This is a genomic window from Achromobacter mucicolens (genome assembly GCF_902859725.1).
GTDB classification, from domain to species: domain Bacteria; phylum Pseudomonadota; class Gammaproteobacteria; order Burkholderiales; family Burkholderiaceae_B; genus Achromobacter; species Achromobacter mucicolens.
The window spans coordinates 1-20,756 of sequence record NZ_CADIJP010000028.1 but is presented as its reverse complement, the minus strand read 5'-3'; the positions used below and the strand labels follow the sequence as shown (position 1 = coordinate 20,756).

16 protein-coding genes are annotated in these 20,756 nt (G+C 62.5%); 10 read left to right on the top strand and 6 right to left on the bottom strand.

Annotated features, from left to right (window positions below):
* Positions 1–5 precede the first annotated feature (5 nt).
* From HV786_RS25400 to HV786_RS25375, 6 genes are read left to right on the top strand one after another with little or no spacing between them, the layout of a single operon-like run.
* On the top strand, positions 6–923 hold the full coding sequence (locus HV786_RS25400) for a glycosyltransferase family 2 protein (RefSeq protein ID WP_226846353.1): 918 nt from the start codon (positions 6–8) through the stop codon (positions 921–923).
* Positions 924–949: 26 nt separating this feature from the next.
* The gene (locus HV786_RS25395) at positions 950–2,242 is read left to right on the top strand and encodes an O-antigen ligase family protein (RefSeq protein ID WP_128828662.1); all 1,293 of its coding nucleotides are present in this window, start codon (positions 950–952) and stop codon (positions 2,240–2,242) included.
* Positions 2,235–3,365, top strand: a complete 1,131-nt coding sequence (locus HV786_RS25390; RefSeq protein ID WP_128828663.1) for a glycosyltransferase — start codon at positions 2,235–2,237, stop codon at positions 3,363–3,365. The genes HV786_RS25395 and HV786_RS25390 overlap by 8 nt, the downstream gene beginning before the upstream one ends.
* Before the next feature lie 13 nt (positions 3,366–3,378).
* Complete coding sequence (locus HV786_RS25385) at positions 3,379–4,266, top strand: glycosyltransferase family 2 protein (protein WP_128828664.1); 888 nt, start codon at positions 3,379–3,381, stop codon at positions 4,264–4,266.
* Positions 4,263–4,823, top strand: coding sequence for a putative colanic acid biosynthesis acetyltransferase (locus HV786_RS25380; RefSeq protein WP_056323682.1), 561 nt, complete (start codon positions 4,263–4,265; stop codon positions 4,821–4,823). The genes HV786_RS25385 and HV786_RS25380 overlap by 4 nt, the downstream gene beginning before the upstream one ends.
* Positions 4,820–6,091 carry a glycosyltransferase WbuB gene (locus tag HV786_RS25375; protein ID WP_175212004.1) on the top strand — a complete coding sequence of 424 codons (1,272 nt, stop codon included), beginning with the start codon at positions 4,820–4,822 and terminating at the stop codon, positions 6,089–6,091. Before HV786_RS25380 ends, HV786_RS25375 begins: the two co-directional genes overlap by 4 nt.
* 77 nt (positions 6,092–6,168) lie before the next feature.
* On the opposite strand, the gene HV786_RS25370 is transcribed toward HV786_RS25375, so the two are convergent.
* The 6 genes from HV786_RS25370 to HV786_RS25345 all read right to left on the bottom strand — a co-directional run bounded on the left by HV786_RS25370 (position 6,169) and on the right by HV786_RS25345 (position 15,380).
* Positions 6,169–7,065, bottom strand: coding sequence for a voltage-gated chloride channel family protein (locus HV786_RS25370; RefSeq protein ID WP_128828665.1), 897 nt, complete (start codon positions 7,063–7,065; stop codon positions 6,169–6,171).
* A gap of 119 nt (positions 7,066–7,184) precedes the next feature.
* Positions 7,185–8,081 carry a hypothetical protein gene (locus HV786_RS25365; RefSeq protein WP_128828666.1) on the bottom strand — a complete coding sequence of 299 codons (897 nt, stop codon included), beginning with the start codon at positions 8,079–8,081 and terminating at the stop codon, positions 7,185–7,187.
* Entirely contained in the window at positions 8,081–11,260 is a 3,180-nt protein-coding gene (locus HV786_RS25360) for a toxin VasX (protein ID WP_128828667.1), read from the bottom strand. Before HV786_RS25360 ends, HV786_RS25365 begins: the two co-directional genes overlap by 1 nt.
* 183 nt (positions 11,261–11,443) lie before the next feature.
* Complete coding sequence (locus HV786_RS25355; RefSeq protein WP_056323669.1) at positions 11,444–12,109, bottom strand: helix-turn-helix transcriptional regulator; 666 nt, start codon at positions 12,107–12,109, stop codon at positions 11,444–11,446.
* Positions 12,110–12,463: 354 nt separating this feature from the next.
* Positions 12,464–13,213: a response regulator transcription factor gene (locus HV786_RS25350; RefSeq protein WP_062839173.1), complete on the bottom strand. Its 750-nt coding sequence runs from the start codon at positions 13,211–13,213 to the stop codon at positions 12,464–12,466.
* Between the two features lie 562 nt (positions 13,214–13,775).
* Positions 13,776–15,380, bottom strand: coding sequence for a glucosamine inositolphosphorylceramide transferase family protein (locus tag HV786_RS25345; protein WP_128828668.1), 1,605 nt, complete (start codon positions 15,378–15,380; stop codon positions 13,776–13,778).
* 377 nt (positions 15,381–15,757) lie between these two features.
* Here HV786_RS25345 and HV786_RS27400 point away from each other — a divergent pair, with 377 nt between their 5' ends.
* The 4 genes from HV786_RS27400 to HV786_RS25330 form a co-directional block, all read left to right on the top strand.
* A complete protein-coding gene (locus HV786_RS27400) occupies positions 15,758–16,441 on the top strand; it encodes a TetR/AcrR family transcriptional regulator (RefSeq protein WP_056323661.1) in 684 nt (227 codons plus the stop codon).
* Between the two features lie 81 nt (positions 16,442–16,522).
* Positions 16,523–18,871, top strand: a complete 2,349-nt coding sequence (locus HV786_RS25340; protein WP_128828669.1) for an acyl-CoA dehydrogenase — start codon at positions 16,523–16,525, stop codon at positions 18,869–18,871.
* 12 nt (positions 18,872–18,883) lie between these two features.
* Positions 18,884–20,176 (top strand): acetyl-CoA C-acetyltransferase, encoded by a 1,293-nt coding sequence (locus HV786_RS25335; RefSeq protein WP_175212003.1) that lies wholly within the window; start codon positions 18,884–18,886, stop codon positions 20,174–20,176.
* Positions 20,173–20,756: enoyl-CoA hydratase-related protein (locus HV786_RS25330; protein WP_175212002.1), on the top strand; the 584-nt coding region annotated here is incomplete at its 3' end. The genes HV786_RS25335 and HV786_RS25330, both read left to right, overlap by 4 nt.

The window sequence follows — 20,756 nt, the reverse complement described above, 5'->3', positions numbered from 1 at the left end:
CCAACATGCTGAGGTCCTACATGCGCAAGCGCCATAACGAGTATTCACGCCAGCTCATCGACTTCGTCCGCGAGCTTCGTCCGCCGGCGCCCATCGCCAGCGGGCTGCTGCCCAAGGTGACGATCGTGACGCCCTCGTTCAACCAGGCCAAGTTCCTGGAGCGCACCATCCTGTCCGTGCTGAACCAGGGGTATCCGCGGCTGGAATACATCATCATCGACGGCGGCTCCACCGACGGCAGCGTAGACATCATCAAGAAATACGAGCGCTACCTGTCCTATTGGGAAAGCACCCCGGACCGGGGCCAGTCGCATGCGATCAACAAGGGGTTCGAACGCGCCACGGGCGACTACGTCGGCTGGCAGAACTCGGACGACCTGTACTTCCCGGGCGCGCTGCGCAAACTGGGCGCCGCCGCGGCCAAAGGCCGCGCGCCGATCGTCAGCGGCAACCTCTTCGTGGCGGATGCCGACAACCGCATCTTCCGCAAGATCCACTACACGCCCGTCAACCGCGGCACGCTGACGGTGGTCAAGGCCTCCATCCCGAACCAGTCCGCCATCTTCCGCCGTGACCTGCTGCGCAAGTACGGCCTGCTGCAGGAAAGCATGCGGTACTGCATGGACCTCGAACTGTGGAGCCGGCTGCTGCGCGAGGGAAAGAACCTGATCGTTCCCGACGCGCTGGGCGTGTACACCGCCCACGACGAGACCAAGACCGCGCTGATGCAGGACGTGCTGCTGGAAGAGCGCGAACAGATCGTCAGCCGCATCCGCCGGACCGAGCCGGGGTTGGGAAAGCTGTTCGAACTGTCGTGCCGCGCCTCGAAGGTGGCCGCGCATGCCCGGCAGGGGGACCTGACCTACCTGCTGGAAAAGCTGACCACCAAGATCTTCGGCCGGGACGACTGGGCCGCGCACTAGGCAGCCCTCACTGATACGGAACCGCAATGACCACGCGCCGCCTTTCCACCCTGCATCTCCTGGGCCTGTTCGTCTTCACCGCGCTGGCGCTGAACGACGACAGGTTCATCGTAGGGGTGGGCAGCTTCAAGCTGTCGCCCTTCGATCTGCTGTTCGTGGCCATGCTGGGCGTCAAGGCGCTGCGCCTGGCCCACCCGGGCGCCTACGCGCTGCCACGCGGCGCGCTGGGCGTGTTGCTCGGCATCCAGGCCATTTCGGTGATCTATCTGCTGGTGGTCTCGGCCCACCATCCCGGGATCGAGACCGGCGACGTGGCGCGCGATCTGCGCATCGTCTTCTATTTCCTGTGCACGCCGTTCCTTTGCTACAAGGACATCGACAGTCCCCACGCCTATGCCATCCTGCAGAAGTACATCGTGGCGGCCAGCCTGGCGGTCGCCACGCTGATGCTGCTGGAACAGGCGACCGGCTTCAGCGTCGCCAACCCGCTGCGCAACGTGCGCCTGGGCGTCTGGGCGATTCCGATGGGCGTGGTGTCGCTGCTGTACTTTCGGCGCACACTGAACGTGTCGGGCCCCAAAGCCTACGCGCTGACGCTGTACATGGTGATGGCGCTGGTGTTCTCGCTGAACCGCAGCCAATACCTGCAGCTTGCCATTTCCGTGGTCATCGCCGTGCTGCTGGCAGGCAATGCCGACATCCGCCGCCGCGCCATCATGATCTTCGCGCCCGCCGCCGTGGCCGGCGTGCTGATCTTCGCCAGCATCGGCTACCTGGACGTGCTGACCCAACGCATCTTCAGCGTCGAACGCCTGGACGAAGACTCCAGCTACGGCGCGCGAGTGCAGGAAATGGAAGGCCAGATGCAGTTCTTTGCCGAAAGCCCCGTCTTTGGCAAGGGCGCGGGTTTTCGCAGCTGGGTGATGGGCGAGAACGGCTTTGAACTGAGCACGTTCGCGCACAACTCCTGGGCGTTCTACCTGATGAAGTTCGGCGTGGTCGGCACGATCATGATCATGCTGCCGCCGCTGCTCATCCTGCTGTTCTCGCTCTTTCGGCGCTACGCCCATCCCGGGCTGGAGATGCACCGGCGATACCTGCTCGCCACCGCGCCCATCTACATCTTCATCGACTCGATGTCCGGCGGCCTGGCCTATGCGCCCAAGACCGCGTTTACCGGCTTTCTGCTGTGTTACTGCCTTTCGCTGATGCGAAATGCCCAGATCATGCCCGTGCCTCGCCAAGAATCTCCCGCTCCCAGCCCCCGCCCGGATATCGTGCGCCGGGCGCCACCCACGCGAGTAATACCCCATGTCTGATGTCTTGTTTGTCGCACCGGACTTGCATGGCGGCGTCGGAAGATGCGTCGCCTTCATTGTGGATGCGTTGCCGGAACAGGGGGTGGACTCCGCCCTGTTCCTGCTGCGCTCGCGCAACCGCGAGTATCCCATCGCCAACCCCAAGGTCACCCGCGCATTTCCGATCATCGAGTCTCCCACCAAGCTGCGGCTGGCGCTGCCCGTGGCGTTCTTCAAGCTGCTGCAGCACATACGCCGCGAAAAGCCCGCCATCGTCTGCTCGCACGGCCTTTTGTGCAACATGCTGGTCGTGCTGGCCAGAAAGATCCTGCGCGGCAACTTCCGCACGGTGGCCTTCGAACACAGCAGCCCGGCCATCCACTACGGCGCCTCCAAGATGCGCCGCCTGAAGTGCTGGCTGGTCAGCCAGACCTACCGGCGGCACGACGCGGTGGTCGGGGTGTCGCGCGGCGTCAAGGAAGACCTGGTCAGCATGTTTCCGCCGCTGCGCGGCAAGGTGCACACCATCTACAACGGCGTGCCGCTGGACAACGTGCGGCGCCAGGGCGCCCAGCCGAAGACGGCCGATGGCGGCGACTCGCCCTATCACGTGGTGGCCGTGGGCCGGCTAGAAGCCGTCAAGGACTACGCCACGCTGATCGACGCGGCCGCGCTGCTCGACGACCCGAGCATTGCGTTCACGATCCTGGGCGAAGGCTCCGAGCACGCCGCCCTGCAAAAGCGCATCGACGACCGGCCGTCCCGCACGCAGGTCACGCTGGCCGGCCACATCGACAATCCGTTTCCGGTCATCGCCGGCGCCGGCGCCTTCGCGCTCACCTCCGTGCGCGAGAGTTTCGGCAACGTGCTGGTCGAGGCCCTGTGTCTGGGCGTTCCCGTCATCTCCACCGACTGCCCGCACGGCCCCGCCGAGATCCTGGACGCCGGCCGCTACGGCCTGCTGGTGCCGGTAGGCGACGCCGAGGCGCTGGCCGAGGCGGTGCGTCGACTGGCCTACGACGGCGAGATGCGCGAGAAGCTTGCGGCCCAGGGCCCCGAGCGCGCGGACGCCTTTTCCCTCGAGCGGCACTGCCGCAACGTCATCGATCTCTTCCGCCCGCTCATGCAGCGCGGAACGCCCTGAACAGGACAGCATCATGCAGAAGATACCGGTATCCGTCGTGGTGATGACCAAGAACGAGGAACGCAACATCGCGAAGTGCCTGAAAGGGCTGGCGGAGTTCGACGAAGTCTTCGTCGTGGACTCCAACAGCACGGACGCGACCTGCTCGATCGCCACGGCGATGGGCGCGCGCGTTTCGAATTTCCAGTGGGACGGCAAGTATCCGAAGAAAAAGCAGTGGTGCCTGGAGCAGCTTCCCTTCACGCACCCCGTCGTGCTGTACGTGGACGCCGACGAAGAAATGACGCCGGGCCTGGCCGCCGAGATCCGCGAGGTCCTGCCGCGCTTTGCCGCGGGGGCTGGCGGCGCTTTCGTGCCCTTTGACTACGTGTTCTGCGGCAAGAAGCTGGAACATGGCCATCGCGTCTACAAGCTGGCGCTCCTGGCGCGCGACCGCTCGCGCTTTCTGGACTACGACGACCTGGACGTGGCCAACATGTGGGAGGTCGAGGGTCACTACCAGCCGCAGGTCCAGGGCGAGACCTTTGCGCTGCGCCAGCGTATGGTGCACAACGACCACGACTCGCTGTATCACTACTTCGACAAGCACAATCGCTATTCGGACTGGGAAGCGAACCTGCGCACCAAGGGCCTGATGAACGATCCGCGAGAGGCCAACGTCGGCGGCCGCGCCCTGCTCAAGCGCATCTTCCAGGCCATGCCGTTCAAGGCGCCGATCTCGTTCCTGCACTCCTATGTCTTCAAACTGGGATTCCTGGATGGAAAGGCCGGCTACGACTATGCGGTCGCGCGCGCCATGTATTACTGGCAGATCCGCATCAAGACCGAAGAGATCCTGAAGGCGCGCCAGGCCAGCGAGGCCGCATCGCGGCGCGACGCCGTTGCCGGAGCGGCCAAATGAGCACCTTGCAACGGCTGGACCAGTTCGCACTGGCGCCGGGTCAGCGCGGACGGTCGGCGCTGACCGTGCAGTTGTGGTGGATGGTGCAGGGCACCCTGTTCCGCTGGTCGCCACAGGTAGCCTACGGCTTTCGCCGCTGGCTGCTGCGCCGGTTCGGCGCGCGCGTCGGGCACAAGGTGCTGATCCGGCCCACGGCCACGGTCACCTATCCCTGGAAAGTGGAGATCGGCGACTACGCCTGGATCGGCGACGACGCCGTGATCTACAGCCTGGGCCCCATCCACATCGGCGCGCACGCCGTGGTGTCGCAGCGCAGCTATCTGTGCGCAGCCGACCACGATGCCGGCCGGCCCGACTTTCCGCTGCGGGAACGCGCTGTGCGTGTCGAAGACGGCGCATGGGTGGCCACGGACGTGTTCGTCGGTCCGGGCGTGACCATCGGACGCGAGGCCGTGATCGGCGCGCGCAGCTCGGTGTTTCGCAACATGCCCGCCGCGATGGTGTGCCACGGCAACCCGTGCCGCCCCATCCGGCCACGCACCGCCACGCCAACATGAAAATACTCATCTATGGCATCAACTACGCGCCCGAACTGACCGGCACTGGCAAGTACACCGCTGAACTGGCCGAGTGGCTGGCCGCGCGCGGGCACGAGGTCAGCGTGGTCACCGCCCCGCCCTACTACCCGCAATGGCGGGTCCACGACGGCTACCGCGGCACACGCTACACCAAGGAAACGCGCCGGGGCGTGACCGTGCGGCGCGCGCCCTTGTGGGTTCCCGAAAGGCCGGGCGGCGCCAAGCGGCTGGTGCACTTGGCCAGCTTCGCGCTGTCCAGCCTGCCGTCGCTGCTGCGCGCAGCGATGCGGCGGCCGGACATCATCCTGGTCGTGGAACCCGCCCTCTTCTGCGCCCCGGCCGCGTGGCTGACCGCCCGCCTGACCGGTGCCCGCGCCTGGCTGCACATCCAGGACTTCGAAGTCGACGCGGCGTTCGAACTGGGGCTGCTCAAGGGCGGCGTCCTGCGATCGATGGTCAAGCGCGCCGAACGCTGGCTGATGCGCAGGTTTGACCGCGTGTCCACGATTTCAAACCGCATGCTGGACCTGGCGCTTTCCAAAGGCATCGACCCCGCCCGCGCCGTGCTGCTGCCCAACTGGATCGACGTCAATGCCATCACGCCCCTGGCCGAAGGCGGCGACTATCGCGCGCAGCTCGGCATTCCGGACAACGCCATCGTCGCACTGTATTCGGGCAACATGGGCGGCAAGCAGGGCCTGCAGATCCTCGCCGACGTGGCACGCCGCCTGAACCGCGAAGACCGCCTGTGGTTCCTGTTCTGCGGCCAGGGCCCCGAACGCGCGGCGCTGGAAGACAAATGCCGCGGCCTGACGCGCGTCATCTTCCTGGACTTGCAACCGGCCGAACGCCTGGGCGCGCTTTTAGGCACGGCCGACATCCACCTGCTGCCGCAACGCGCCGGCGCGGCCGACCTGGTCATGCCGTCCAAGCTGACAGGCATGCTGGCCACCGGCCGCCCCGTCGTCTGCGGCGCGGCGCGCGGCACCGAGCTTGCCAACGTGGTGTCGCGCTGCGGCCTGCTGACCCCGCCCGAAGATGCCGCAGCGATGGCCGAAGCCGTGCGCAAACTCAGCTACAACGCACAGATCCGCGAAACCCTGGGCGCCGCCGCCCGGCAGTATGCGATGGCGCACCTGCATGTGGATGCGGTGCTGGGTGCGGCGGAGCGTGAGTTCATGGCAATTGCGAAAAACAAGGGCCGCGCGACGCCGGCGGGAACGCGGGCGAGTGAGGGGGATGTTTGAGGGTGTTTGTGAGGGACTTCGCGCAGGTGTTGGCGGGTGCGGGGCGCATCGAGAGCGACTTGCCCCGCGCTTCTTGCTTAGCCCGTTGAAAAACCACAATGTCGATTGTTCTCTTCCGGAAATTGGATCTCCGGATACAGAAGAACAATTAGTTGCGGCAAGCTCCAGGACGGCATGTACAACAGCAGAATCGAGAGATCAACCCAGATCATCAAAGGCAACCATAACCGCCCCTGCTTTGTAGTCAAGGACCATGTGATCCAGCGGCCACCATAACGCATCAGCACATCAATCGGCCTTTGAAAAAGCGTGATGATCTTTGGTGGAGGTAGGTCTTCAACGTTATCCATGAAACGATGAAGCCAAGCCCAGATATGGCTCGCCCAAATCTCACCGTTATACATTACGGGTATCTTCACCAACTGAGGCTCCGGCAAGTTGCAGGTATAACCAACAAGGTAGAGATACGGTTGCGATCTACCTGTTGTCCAATCAATGCCCTGCAATTGGCCCCAATCCAGTTCCCATATCGCGTCCAAGCTTTCCTCTGGATAAGGGAAGTAGTACACGCGCCGGGAACGGCGGTCAAAACGCACTTTCGAAGAACGGTATTTATATCGCGGCAGCAACACGCGCGGAAGGAAAAACCCCAAAAGCCCTATGATCGGAAGACCTAGTATAGGCACCCAAATCAGTCCAAACCAATCGTCGACGCCCACGATTAATGCAATAAAAAGAACAACTAGCCCAAATAAAGTTCGCAGTCGAAGACCCACTCCCTCAAGTTCCACTTGCAGCGTGTCGGAAACCACTTCGATGCAATTTTCATTTAAACGCGTCGCTTGGATAGCTGGTACTTCGTGAGCGGCAGGATCCAAAGGCAATAACGTACTTGCGAAGCGAAATAGCCGCCACTTTTCCTGGATCTTCCTAAACGACGGGCGCGGCTGTCGGGCTTGCTTGGTGGCTTGCATGACTCAGGCTTCTGGGCGAGGGAGGGGAAATACTTGAAAATGGCGTGGGCCGGGTTTTGTGCAGGCGTTGGCGGTCGCGGGACAGCATGCAATTCGTCGCCCTTACCTGCCATTCATGTTCAATCCGCAGAAAAACCACAATGTCGATCGTTCTCTTCCGTGAATCGGATCTCCGGATACAGAAGAACGATCAGTTGCGGCAACGCCAGGACGGGCATGAATATCAGCAGAATCGCCAAATCCACCCAGATCATCAAAGGCAACCATAGCCGTCCCTTCTTTGTGGTGAGGGACCATGTGATCCAACGACCGCCGTAGCGCATAAGCACATCACGCGAATTTTGAGGGAACGCGATAATTTTGGGTGCGGGCAAGGCTTCGACCTTGTCCATAAAACCGTGAAGCCAAGCCCATATGTGGCTTGCGAAAATTGTCTCATTAAACATTATGGGTATCTTGACCAATTGAGACTCAGGCAGGTTGCAGGTATAGCCCACAAGGTAAAGATACGCTTGCGCTTGACCTGTGGACCAGCTGATGCCCTGAAGCCGATCCCACTCAAGTTCCCATATTGCATCCGAGCTTTCCTCAGGATATGGAACGTAGTAGACGCGACGGCTACGGCGGTCAAAACGTACTTTCGAACAACGGTATCGATAACGTGGCGCCAAAAGGCATGGCAAAAAAAACCATATAAGCCCCATGCAAGGTAGACCGAGTGAAAGTATGAGCACACCTGCAGACCAGCCACCGAATACTCCGAACACTGCCAAAAAAAACGAAAGCAGTCCAAAGAAGGTGAAAAGTCGAAGTAAAAATCCCGCACCTTCAGTTTGCAACGTATTGGAAACGACCTCGATGCAATGGTCGTTCAACCGTGTTGCTACGATGGCGGCGGGTTCCTGCGTATCGGGCAGCGCTGGCAACAACGTGCTCGCGAAGCGAAACAGCCGCCACTTGCTCTGAATCTCATCGAACGAAGGGCGGGACTGCCCCGACTTTTTTACAGTCCGCATTATTTAGGCTCCTGGACTGGAGCGACCAATTTTTCGTCAATGGGATCTGTGAGCCACGTACCGCGCGTAAAGACAAGCGGTTCCCGGAGCGGGAAAAATGCAAGACTAGACTGATTCACGATATCTGGCCTGTAGCAGTAGTCCAGCATCACCTCCGTGTCCTGGCGCATAGTAATTCGCCAACTCAACTGGCGGGTGCCATCGTGAATGAGGTCCTTGGCAATGACCATGCATTCCGTGTCATAAGGAAAGCGGTAGCCCGGAGCGGCGGCGATGGGGCCTTCTACCATATTCAGGATTTGGCCGCCGCGCTTAGCTTTCAGCGTGTATTTGAATACATCGGCGTGCCTTAAGAGCGTCGTGTCTTCGCCCAACGCGGGATAGCCAGGCAGAACCACAGAGAGCGAAAGTATCCCTACGCCTTCCTTGCCGATAGCGCGTTTTAAATCAACGCTGTCTGACCAGAGCCCGTAAATTGGGATGCTGCGAACTACGATGTCGCTTGCTGACCTCGAAGGTGTCTCCCAACTCGCTACAGCGCGGACGCCGTAAACGGCACCGTGAAATGCGGTGATTTCCTGGTCCAGCGATTTATATCGGTATGTTCTATCACTTACACTCCAATAGCTGTGTGCCAACCAAATTTCGTCGGGCTGAAATTTGGCGTGCGCGGCCTGGAGGCCGAAATATGCCACTCCGACGGTGGCAATGAACGCCAGCACAAACCAGCCGACAGGCCCGATGAAGGCGAGGACTGTGCCTGAGGCGCTTAGAAACACCCCCGCAGCCGCCAAGACCCCACATCCGGCAGACGCAAGATACATCCGACCCGCTTCGGCATTTTGTTGCGTCGTGAAGGCGTGGCCAGCGCGTAATCCGTCCGCGAGGGCCGCAAGAGCGGCTGTTGCCGCGCCGGCCCATGCGGCTAGTACTCGAGAAGCAAATGCAGCAACTCGCGCTTGGGCAAGCGACTTCCCTTTCGCCAATGCGCGTAATTGGAGCAGGTCGCCCTTCATCAAATAAACGGAGCTAATGACACCGGATACTGCCGCAAAAGCACTGGCGACGTTGGCGGCGCCATTAAATGATCGGTCAACCTTTCCACTGGCGATATCTCGAACGGACGACCGAAGTGCCATGATGGCGGAAATGGCGGCCAGGCCTGTGAACCCATATTCCCCGCGTACGATCCCAGTCTGCGCGGCGCCGTAGGCTTTACTTTGACGAACCTGATCCAGCATCCGCTTGAAAACATTGCCTTCAAGTTGGAACGGCTGCCGATTGTGCACAGACGGTTGGGCAGGAGAAATACGGGTTGCTTGATCACCGATGCGCACTGTTTCGTAAAGGAGCACCGTCGCTGGCTGATTGCGCAATGGCTGCTTGACGGTAATACCCCACTTCCTTAGTTGTTCGGTGTTCATGCTTCGTTCACCGTGGAACTGGGAGTATTGAAAATTCGCCTCGGCGCTAGACACGCGGTACGTGACAATGGTGTTGCCAACACGGACTTCTGCATACAGGCGTAATCGCCGGACGATGCTGCTGGCTGTAGCCTCGGGCAAACGCGTATCACCAAGCTGAGAAAGCATCTGGCTTACGAGTACATCTGAGGACTGGGTCGCTGGATAGGAGACATTCAGTTGAAAGATGGGCGCAAAGGCCGCAACCCCAACGTCCAGCACGTTCTTCAGCGGCGGAGGGTTGGCGAAATTGGCGCGCAACTCAGGGATGCCGTGCGCTAGCGCCAACCAGACAGGACTTCTTTCAGGTGGGGCCAACAACAAACTTCGGTACGTCGATCGACCACTTTCGCTATGAGTCAGGTTACCCACGCAGTGGGCAACAACGCGCTCGTAGTCCTGTGCATTCTCTTTTGCACCCAAGTCAAAACAGGACAGCACCTTGCCAAACCATCCATCCTGCCAATCCTTGGCGATGGCGCTGCCGCCAGTCCTGATCCAGCCTTCAAGGTCCTTCACCAGTGTGTCAATGTCGGCCTGTTTTCGTCTGACTGTCTGTTCATAGGAGAGCATGTATGGAACAGCATTGCCAAGGAAGCGGTCCGCGTCATCGTTCGCGTCAAAGCGAACCAGGTCTCGCCTTTTGGCATAGGCTTCTGGGGTCGCACGCTTCTGAACACTCTGCAAGTACTGTTTTATGACGGTGGCGCTTGTGTAGGCATGATTGTTATCGATTTCATAAGCTTGCCGATCTGCCGCCGCAACTGCGACAAGATGCGCCAGTTCACTCATGACGCCGATCGGGTCGTGCAGCACGACTGCCAGAGGAACGATATCCTTGATCGGAGCCAGCTCGACGTGAGCGCCCGGAATGACGGTTTCGTAGGTGGGGAACGACTGCGGCGCTGATATCTCGCTCCATGTGTAGTACCCCGACTTGCCACTCAAGTCGGGTCGTCGCAGTTCCGGCGTCGCGTAAGCAAGCAACGCGATGTTGAACACGTGGGGTTGCTCAACACCACCAGCGGGCCTGACCTTTGTCGCCAACCTGGAGCGGATGCCGCCCGTATCGTTTTCGATGCTCCAGAGCCTGGCATGGGTCAGCATCGTTTCGCTGGTCAGCAGGTAGACGACGTCTGCTTCTTTGGTCGCTGGGGCAGATAGATAAGGTTTGGCGCTGACCGTTTCGGGGCGAGCGAGCCGTCCGGGGATGGCATCCTCTTCGTCTGCAGGAGTCCACCAGATGCGCGCAAATCGCATGTCGTCGGTGACTTGATAATGCTGCGTCCACATCCGGCCGTTCTGGAAGTAGCAGAGGTAAACGTAGGTGCCTGGACGCAGCACGCGCAGACCGTACGCTTTGCCAGCGGCCAGCGCGGGATAGCCCTCAGCGCTGAGCGTGGGAAACACGCCTTTATCCCAGGTGCGCTCTGCAACGCCGTAGCGCAAAGGGTAGATGGGCACACACCGCTGACACGATGGCGGTGAGATGGCCTTGCCCAGTTGTTTTTCATTAGGGCGGTCGGGACCCAGCGCTTTCTTGTGGGGCGTTGTCATAGCGGGGGCCTCATGGCCCACAGGCAACACGAAGGCCTCGGACAGACGTTCCCGCAAGGTGTACACGACGACGTCGAAGGACTTGTCGTCGATGGCAAATGCGAAGCGAAATCGGACTGGATAGGAATGTCGAGCTCCCGGGAACCACAGGCCTTCCACGCCACCAATGCGTGCCCTGCCTGCGCGCGCCCATTACGGCACGCCTGCCCAGGCTTGGGTATCAGACAAGTACGATTTTGAAGTTCGTCTGCTTCTATTGCGACAACTGTCAGGCGCACAAAAAAGCCAGGGCCTGTGCGGGCGGCAGCGCCACCCGCACAGGCCCTGACTCACGTCCTCGTCTCAGCTCGCGTCGCCCTTGGCGGGCGCAGGCTGCCCATTCGAGCTGCGCACCAGTCCCATCTGCACCGCGATGTACGCGGCCTCGGCCTGGTTGCGTGCGTTCAGCTTCCAATAGAGCGTGCGCGCGTGGCTCTTGACGGTGGCGACCGAGATGCCGACCTGCTGGCCGATCTCGCGCATGGTCTTGCCTTGCACGAGCAGCTGCAGGATTTCCTCCTGCCGCTGCGTGAGCTCGCGCAGCTCTTGCACGGACGCGTGCGCGGTGCTGGGCGGCCGGCCGGCGGGTTGCGGGTAGCATTCGCCGCCCGCAATCACCAGGCTGACTGCCGCGGCCAGCGCGTCGGGGCTGGAAGCCTTGGGCAGATAGCCCGCAACCCCGGCGCGCGCACACGCGGCCATCACGCTCTGGTCCAGCGCCGAATACAGCACGAGCACCAGCCTGGGCATGAAAAAGGCCATGGCCTGCGATAGAAGTCCGATGTCCTCTTCCGCGGTGCCGCTGCAACCGATCACCAGCAACTCCACTGGCTTGTTGATCGAGCTGGACATATTGAGTAGGTGGGCTGGCGAGATGGCCAGGATATCGTCGGCGTTGCGCACACGTTCCAGCACATGCTGAATTGCGACACGAAGCAGAGCGTAGTCTTCGATCAGTACGGTTGTCATCCCGGGAAGAACCTTGTGACGCATGGCCCATTACGGTTCCCATGACGCTGGCGCGACGCCGCGCAATGCGCGGGTTCACGCGCGTCGCCAGGTTCAGGGGAATCCTGTCCGCAGCCTTGGGATTGCAGTGACGAGACTAAGTGATTCGCCCTATCAATCCATGCTTGCGGACACAACTCATGCTATCAGCGGCTACGTTCGCTGAATCTCGTTCAGGAGGATGATTGGTGGCGGAAAGCGAGGCGACAGCGACGTGAACACCTGCTTTCTATGCCTTAGCCGTATTGGCTATGCGCGGTCCCGGCAGCGTTGGAACGGGCGTTCCTGCTGCCGGGCAGGCAGCGCAAACCTTGCTTAGCCGAGCTTGCGCCCATAGATCTGCCCGGCATCCACTTCACGCCCGTTCGGTTCATGCCATTCAAGGGTCGCGCCGCGTTGCAGCGCCGCGTACACGGCTTCGCCCTTGTTCTTGACATGCAGGCGTTGGTACAGCGTGCACGCGTGCGTCTTGGCAGTTGCCACCGAGATGTTCAACATCCGGCTGACGGTCTTGATGGGATAGCCCCTTGCAAGCAACACCAACACTTCGTACTGGCGCGGCGTGATCTGCAGGAGCTGTGCGCCCGCGCTGACCGGCATGGCGCCCTTCGCACCACCTTCTTCCGCATCCCGCGACGGCAAGGCGCATACGGTGGAGGCCGGAGCCTGCAGCGCCTGTTCGCTGGGGAAGCATTGCCCGCCCGCCATCACCAGGCGGATGGCGGCCTCGAGGATCTCGACCGAAGCCGTTTTCATCAGGCAACCGTACACACTGGCGCCAGGCAGGCCTTGCACCGGCATGGGCAAGGGCATGACATCCGTCAGAAGCAGAATCCGCTTGGGCGTCAGCACACGCTGAATCTCGTGCAAGGCGCTCCATGCTTCATCGGTATCCACTGGCAATCCATAGATCAGAAGATCGGCGCCCGCGTGCACGCCGTCGGCCTTGGACACGTCCGCAAGGCCCATCCCCTCGATCTCCCACACATCATCCAACTTGCTAAGAATTTGCCACAACCCCAACCGCAGTAGCGGATGGGCTTCAATCAGGACCATCTTGGCCATGGTGTCCTCCCGGTTTTTCGACGGGCCTAGAAGGGATCTTCGCTGTGCTGAAGATATTATTTATCCAGCCTTGCGGGGGTGGTCCGCATATCCCGGAATATCTAATGAAGCTGAACCGGGACGTTTAGGCTGGTCGACTTTGGTAGCCAACATAACGGATGGCATGGAACCCATCTTATGGTTCGGATTTGTCAAAATCAAGACGTTTCAGGGCGATATAATCCGACAAAATCAGAAATCAATCGTTAGCCTTAATCATGTTCCTAAATAGGGATGAGGAACCTCATCTCGTCCTTTTTACCGCTAGGGTTTTCACCAGCATCACCCCATTGCACCCGCGGTTCTCCCTATGACGCGGCCTCGGTTTGCCGGCCTGCCACGCCCGGAACGCCCGTGTTACAGACGAAAAAAAGCCGCGTCGTGGCATCTGCCTGACGCGGCCTTGGGGTGCCGGATGGGGAGGGAAAGCTGTCAACTTGTATCTGTCGACACATCACGCCGGTGAGCGATCCCTGCAATCGAAATAACGGTAACATTTTTATTTTTACGCCCGCAGGCGTATTTACTCCATATAGGCGAAGTCAAATACCGTATGCCCCCCCTGATGATGCCAATGGTGCATTGAAGCATGGCGTTTTCTCAGGAAGTTAGCGTAGTGGATCTCGCCATCGGTTTCGACATAGGTGGAAGGCGAAAGCTCCTCAATCTTGTTCAGCGAGACGCCCTTGCCGTAGTGACAGAAGCCTTGGTACTGGGCGCACCGGATCACATCTCCGCCAGGCGAGACAACGATTCCGGCGTTGCGGGCGCGCATCGGGTTGCGCACGATCGGGTTGCAGGCGTGTGGCGTCCAGGTCGTCGAGCGAGGCGAATCCGAGAAAAACGCGAACAGCTCGTCGCAGTGGCTTTGGCCGTCAGTCCGGTCGATATTTGTTAATAGCCACCAGTATTCCCCGTGTTTAAAAATAATCGTATCCACGGCAGAAATATTGGTCATCAGATTAACATCAAGCTCCCATTTCAGCGGAAATTCCGTGCATTTCCATAGCTCGATACTGCGATTTCCGCACGTTTCCGGAACCATGTATGTCACGCCTTCGTGTTCAAAAATATACGGAAATGAAAGGTGATAAGGCAGGTTCAGCGCGGTGCCCAACAGCCGGAAAGCCCCGTCGGAGTAGGTCGCGACGGAGATCGTGCCCTTGCGGGACGTAAAATCATAGTCTTCGAAAAATATATACGGTTTTTTGTCGTGCGTATAAACAAAAGGATCTGCGAAAAACCGCCCCTTGGGCGGCTGCAATACCATCGCCTCCGATACGACCGCCTGCTGCCGCGCGGAGGGAAACATACCGATCCGCCACCGGACATTGCGTTTCATGATGCGGCGCACAACCAGGTCCGACATTAACCACGCCTGGCGCGCAATATATGCGGCGCTGTCCCACTCTGCCGGATCGGCGCGGCGCGGACCGCTCATGATCTGCATGGCGGGCGGCGCGACGCCCGGCCGGTCATGGGCCAGCGCCTGCAAGGCGTCATAGACCATGAAGTTTCCCAAACTGAAAGCGCGGGCCTGATTCTTCAGCCAGAACACTTCCGTGTTGAAACTGCGCTGGTCCAGGAGTTCGTCATCTTCCTGCCGCGCGCCGATGCGCCAGAGTTTCACGGTGGTGTGATCTTCGCGCTGAAAGACCTCCCAGAAGCCGGCATAACGGCTGGTTGCCACCGCAATATCCGAATAGCTCAATTGCCACACGCCCAGCCGCGACCAGCTGGCAAGTTGCGAGCGCGTGGCGAGCGAGGCGCCCAGCGTGATCACCAGGTCCAGCCCCAGCGCCTGCACCTCGCGGCGCGCCTGCGGGTCCTCATCGCCGGGCGCAAGCGGAATGACCGCCGTCCCGGCCTGCTGCAGGCCGTCGCGCATGTCGCGGCAGGCCAGCATGTCGCGCTGCTTCTGCGGCAGCAGCTTGCCTTCCAGGCGCGACAGCGTGCCGAACAGCGCCTTCACGCTCAGCCTCGGCGCACTGTCGGCGACCTCTCCGTTCATCACCAGCAACGCCGTGAGCTCGAACTCCTGGCTGTGGAGTAGCCACTCAACCATCTCGTGCATCCAGCCGGGTTGCTCATACCCGTCAACCAGCAATCCCACCTTGTACGTCGTCATTTCTCGTGCTCCTGTATCAGGGCGATTGGCCTGCCGCGCCGTGACTGCGCAGAGCCTCACCCGGCACACACCCGGGGCAATGCTTTCATGTTCTCGCGCTGATACTGCGGGCTTTTGAGCGTGCGTTCCAGAGCGCATTCATCCTAGGACTGGTGTCCGAGGACATTCGGCTAAACCTCAACCTCCCGAGCGGCCCGCGCCTCATGCTTCTTCCCGGCAGGGCCTCGTCCGTACGCACGATGCAAAGCGCGCATGCGGCAAAAGCGACACCACGGCCGCCGACGGTTAGGGGTAAACCCTATTGGGGATAGCAGAGGCTCGCCTCTCATCCAAGGCTCCCGCATAATGCATTGAAACAAACGTTTGAATTCAACCTTATGCAAGAAATCCGCTCCACACCCACGAGAGAAGCCATCCTGGACACCGCCGAGTCCCTGTTCGCGCAACAAGGACACGAAGCGACGTCGATGCGACAGATCACCGGCGCGGCCGGTGTGAACCTCGCTTCGGTGAACTATCACTTCGGCTCCAAGGAGTCACTCGTGCAGGCGGTGCTCAAACGCCGCCTGGAAGTGCTGAATCGCGAGCGCATGCGCCTTCTGGACGAACTTGAGGCGCAATCCGGCGGCAAACCCCTGAAGCCCTCGCAGATCGTCGATGCGTTCTTCGGCACGCTGCTGCGCCTGGCCGCCGATCCCGCGCAGGCCGGCAGCACGTTCCTACCGCTGCTGGAACGCACGATGACCGATCCCACGGATTTCATCCGGGCCCTGTTCGCCGAGGAATACGCCGACGTGCTCGCGCGCTACCGCAACGCGCTGTTCGCCGCCCTGCCGGACGTGCCCCGCGCCGAGATCATCTGGCGTTTCCAGTTCATGCTGGGCGCGACGTCGTACGCAATCATGGGCACCGACCTGCTGCGCTCGGTCACCGGCCTGGCCGGCGACGAAGCCGAGCAGCCCAACGACCGCGAACTGCTTCTGCCGCGCCTGATGAGTTTTCTGCTGGGCGGGCTGCGCTCGCCCTTGCCGCACGTGAACGCAAGCCCCGGAGGCGCCTGACCGCCGTCCACCGTCCGCCCGGCCGGCGCGCCCTCCTTCGAAGGCCGCCACGCACCTGAAGAACAACGAGGAGACAAGAAAATGTACGCAGTCATCGTCGCGCTGGTTGTCATTGCGCTCCTGGCCGCCGTGTTGCTGGGCGTGCGCCCCATCCGGCGGGCGCTGTTGTCCGCGCCGATCTTCAACCTGTATCGCAAGGTGTTGCCGCAGATGTCGGACACCGAGCGCGACGCGCTCGAGGCGGGCACCGTCTGGTGGGAAGGCGAGCTCTTTCGCGGCCGGCCCGACTGGAGCCGTCTGCTGGCCTATCCCCGCCCGCAACTGACCGACGAAGAGCAGCGCTTTCTGGACAACCAGGCCGAGACCGCCTGCCGCATGGTCAACGACTGGAACGTCACGCAAGAGCGCTTCGACCTGCCCGCCGACGTCTGGAACTATCTGAAGACCGAGGGTTTCCTCGGCATGATCATTCCCAAGCAGTACGGCGGCCTTGCGTTCTCCGCCTACGCCCATTCCGAAATCGTGACCAAGCTATCCACGCGTTCTTCCGCGCTGGCCGTGTCGGTCATGGTGCCGAACTCGCTGGGTCCGGCCGAACTGCTGCTGCATTACGGCACTGAGGAACAGAAGAACCACTATCTGCCGCGCCTGGCCCGCGGCGAGGAAGTGCCGGCGTTTGCGCTGACCAGCCCGTGGGCGGGTTCGGATGCGGCCGCCATTCCAGACAGCGGCATCGTCTGCAAGGGCGAATGGCAGGGCCGCGAGGTGATCGGCATGCGCGTCACCTGGGACAAGCGTTACATCACGCTCGCGCCCGTCTGCACGTTGCTGGGCCTGGCGTTCCGCCTGTACGACCCGGACGGCCTGCTGGGCGGCAAGAAGGACCTGGGCATCACCTGCGCGCTCGTGCCGCACGACCACCCCGGCGTGGACACCGGCCGGCGTCACTTCCCGCTGAACGCCATGTTCATGAACGGCCCGACGCGCGGCGCCGACGTCTTCATGCCGCTGGACTTCATCATCGGCGGTCCCGCCATGGCCGGCCAGGGCTGGCGCATGCTGATGGAATGCCTGGCCGCGGGCCGCTCGATCTCGCTGCCTTCCTCCAATACCGGCATGTCCAAGCTGACGGCGCGCGCCGTGGGCGGCTATGCCCGCGTGCGCAGCCAGTTCCGCATGCCGGTCGGCAAGTTCGAAGGCGTCGAAGAGGCGCTGGCGCGCATTGGCGGACACACCTACATGATGGACGCCGCGCGCACCATGACGGCCGGCGCGGTGGACCTGGGCGAAAAGCCTTCGGTCGTGTCGGCCATCGTCAAGTATCACGTCACGGAGCGCGCGCGCCAGGTCGTCAACGACGGCATGGACGTGATCGGCGGCAAGGGCATCTGCCTGGGACCGTCCAACTTCCTGGGCCGCGCCTACCAGCAGATCCCCATCGGCATCACGGTCGAAGGCGCCAATATCCTGACGCGCAGCCTCATCATCTTCGGCCAGGGCGCGATCCGCTGCCACCCCTACGTGCTGGCCGAAATGCAGGCCGCGCAATCGCCGGACCGCAAGCGGGGGCTGGATGATTTCGACGCCGCGTTCTGGGGCCACGCGGGCTTCGTCGTGCGCAACACGTTCCATGCGCTGGGCACGTCGCTGACCGGGGCGCGCTTTGTCGCCGTGAACGCCGACGTCTCGCCCGACATGAAGCGCTACTACCAGCTGCTGAGCCGTTATTCCGCGGCGTTCGCGATGCTTGCCGACACCTCGATGCTGGTGCTGGGCGGCAGCCTGAAGCGGCGCGAGCGCCTGTCGGCGCGGCTGGGCGACGTGCTGTCGCAGATGTACCTGATCAGCGCCACGCTCAAGCGTTTCGAGGACGAAGGCCGGCAGGCCGCCGACGCGCCGCTGGCGCACTGGTCCATCCAGGACGCGTTTTGCAAATTGCAGGAAGCCTTTGACGGCGTGCTGGACAACTTCCCGAACCGGGCGGTGGCCTGGATCATTCGCCGCATCGTGTTTCCGTGGGGCCACAGCCAGATCCCGCCATCGGACCAGCTTGGCCAGGACGTGGCCCGGCTGCTCATCAGCCCCAGCGCCACGCGCGACCGCCTGACCGCCGGCTGCCATCTGCCCGCCACCGCGGACGAGCCCGTGGGCGCAATCGAGCAGGCGCTGGCCGCCACGCTGGACGCCGAGCCGATCGAAGCCAAGATCCGCGAACTGGAAAAGCGCGGCGTGCTGGACGGAAACCCGCAAGCGAATGTGCGCGACATCGCCGACGCGGCGGTGGCCATCGGCGGCATCACCGCGGAAGAGTACGCGGTGGTCAAGCGCCGCAACCGCTTGCGCGACACCGTGGTGAAAGTGGATGATTTCCCCTTTGACCTCGGCGCCGCCGACGCGGACCGGCCCACGGCCGAACGCAAGGTCGCCTGAGGGAGGTAGCGGATGGCATTCAAACCGGTTTACGTCGTCGACGGTTCACGCACGCCCTTCTTGAAGGCCCGCACGGGCCCGGGCCCCTTCTCCGCCGGGGATCTGGCGGTGCAGGCCGGCCGCGCCCTGCTGCTGCGCCAGCCCTACGCGCCCACCGACCTGGACGAGGTCATCGTGGGTTGCGCGGCGCCCTCGCCCGAAGAAGTCAACATCGGCCGCGTGATTTCGCTGCGGCTCGGTTGCGGCGATCGGGTGCCAGGGTGGACCGTCATGCGCAACTGCGCATCGGGCATGCAGGCGCTGGATTCGGCCATTGCAAACATCCAGAACGGTCGATCGCACCTGGTGCTGGCCGGCGGCACCGATGCGCTGTCGCGCGCGCCGGTGCTGTTTTCGGACGGCATGGTGCGCTGGCTGTCGCGCTGGTACGCCGCGCGCGGCCTGGGCGCCAAGCTCAAGGCGCTGGGCGGTTTCCGGCCCAAGCACCTGGCCCCCGTCATCGGCCTGCTCAAGGGCCTGACGGACCCGGTCGTGGGCCTGTCGATGGGTCAGACCGCCGAGAACGTCGCCACGCTGTTCAATATCGACCGCGCCGCCATGGATGCATACGCGGCGCGCAGCCACCAGCGCGCGCTGGCGGCCCGCGCCGCCGGCATGCCCGAGGTCACACCGGTCATCGACATGCAGGGCACGCTGCACGCCGCGGACGACGGTGTGCGCGAAGACTCCACGCCCGACAAGCTGGCCAAGCTCAAGCCGGTGTTCGACAAGCCGTGGGGCAACATCACTGCAGGCAACAGTTCGCAGGTCACCGACGGCGCGGCCATGCTGGTGCTGGCCTCTGAAGAAGCCGTGCGCAAATGGAACCTGCGCCCGCTGGGCCGCATCGTCGATTCGCAATGGGCCGGACTGGATCCCGCGATCATGGGGCTAGGCCCGGTGCATGCGGCCACGCCGATCTTGCAGCGCCATGGACTGGGCTTGAATGATCTGGACTTGTGGGAGATCAACGAAGCCTTCGCGGCGCAGGTGCTAGGCTGCCTGGCCGCGTGGCGGGACGAGGCCTACTGCCAGGAAAACTTCGGCACGCCCGCCTGGGGCGAACTGGACCCCGCGCGGCTGAACGTCGACGGCGGCGCCATTGCCATCGGGCACCCGGTGGGCGCCTCGGGAGCACGCATCGTGCTGCATCTGCTGCATGCGCTCAAGCGCCGCGGCGCCCGGCGCGGCATGGCGGCCATCTGCATCGGCGGCGGCCAAGGCGGCGCGATGCTGGTCGAAACCCTGGACGAGGACCGCCCATGACGACATTGGATACGCTTTCCCACTGGCGCCTGGACCACGACCCCGACGGCGTCGCCTGGCTGACCTTCGACCGCGCGGGCAGCGCGGTCAACGCCCTGTCGGCCGACACCATGGCCGAACTCTCGGTGGTGCTTGACGCGCTGGACCGGGATCCGCCCCAGGGCCTCATCATCCAGTCCGGCAAGGCGACGGGCTTCATCGTGGGCGCCGACGTCAACGAATTCGCGACGCTGGATACGCCCGAACAGGCACGCGGGCTGGTATCGCGCGGCTGGAATCTCATGAACCGCCTGGCTGGCGTGCGCTACCCGACGCTGGCGCTGATCCAGGGGCATTGCCTGGGCGGCGGCCTGGAACTGGCGCTGGCTTGCCGCTACCGGCTGGTGGCGGACCAGCCCGGCGCCTCGCTGGCGCTGCCCGAAGTCATGCTTGGCATCTTTCCCGGCTGGGGCGGCATGCTGCGCCTGCCGCAGGTGATCGGCGCGCCGGCCGCGCTGGACATGATGCTGACCGGCCGCGGCGCCGATGCCCGCCGCGCGGCCGCGTTGGGCCTGGTGGACGCGCGCGTGCCGCCGCGCCT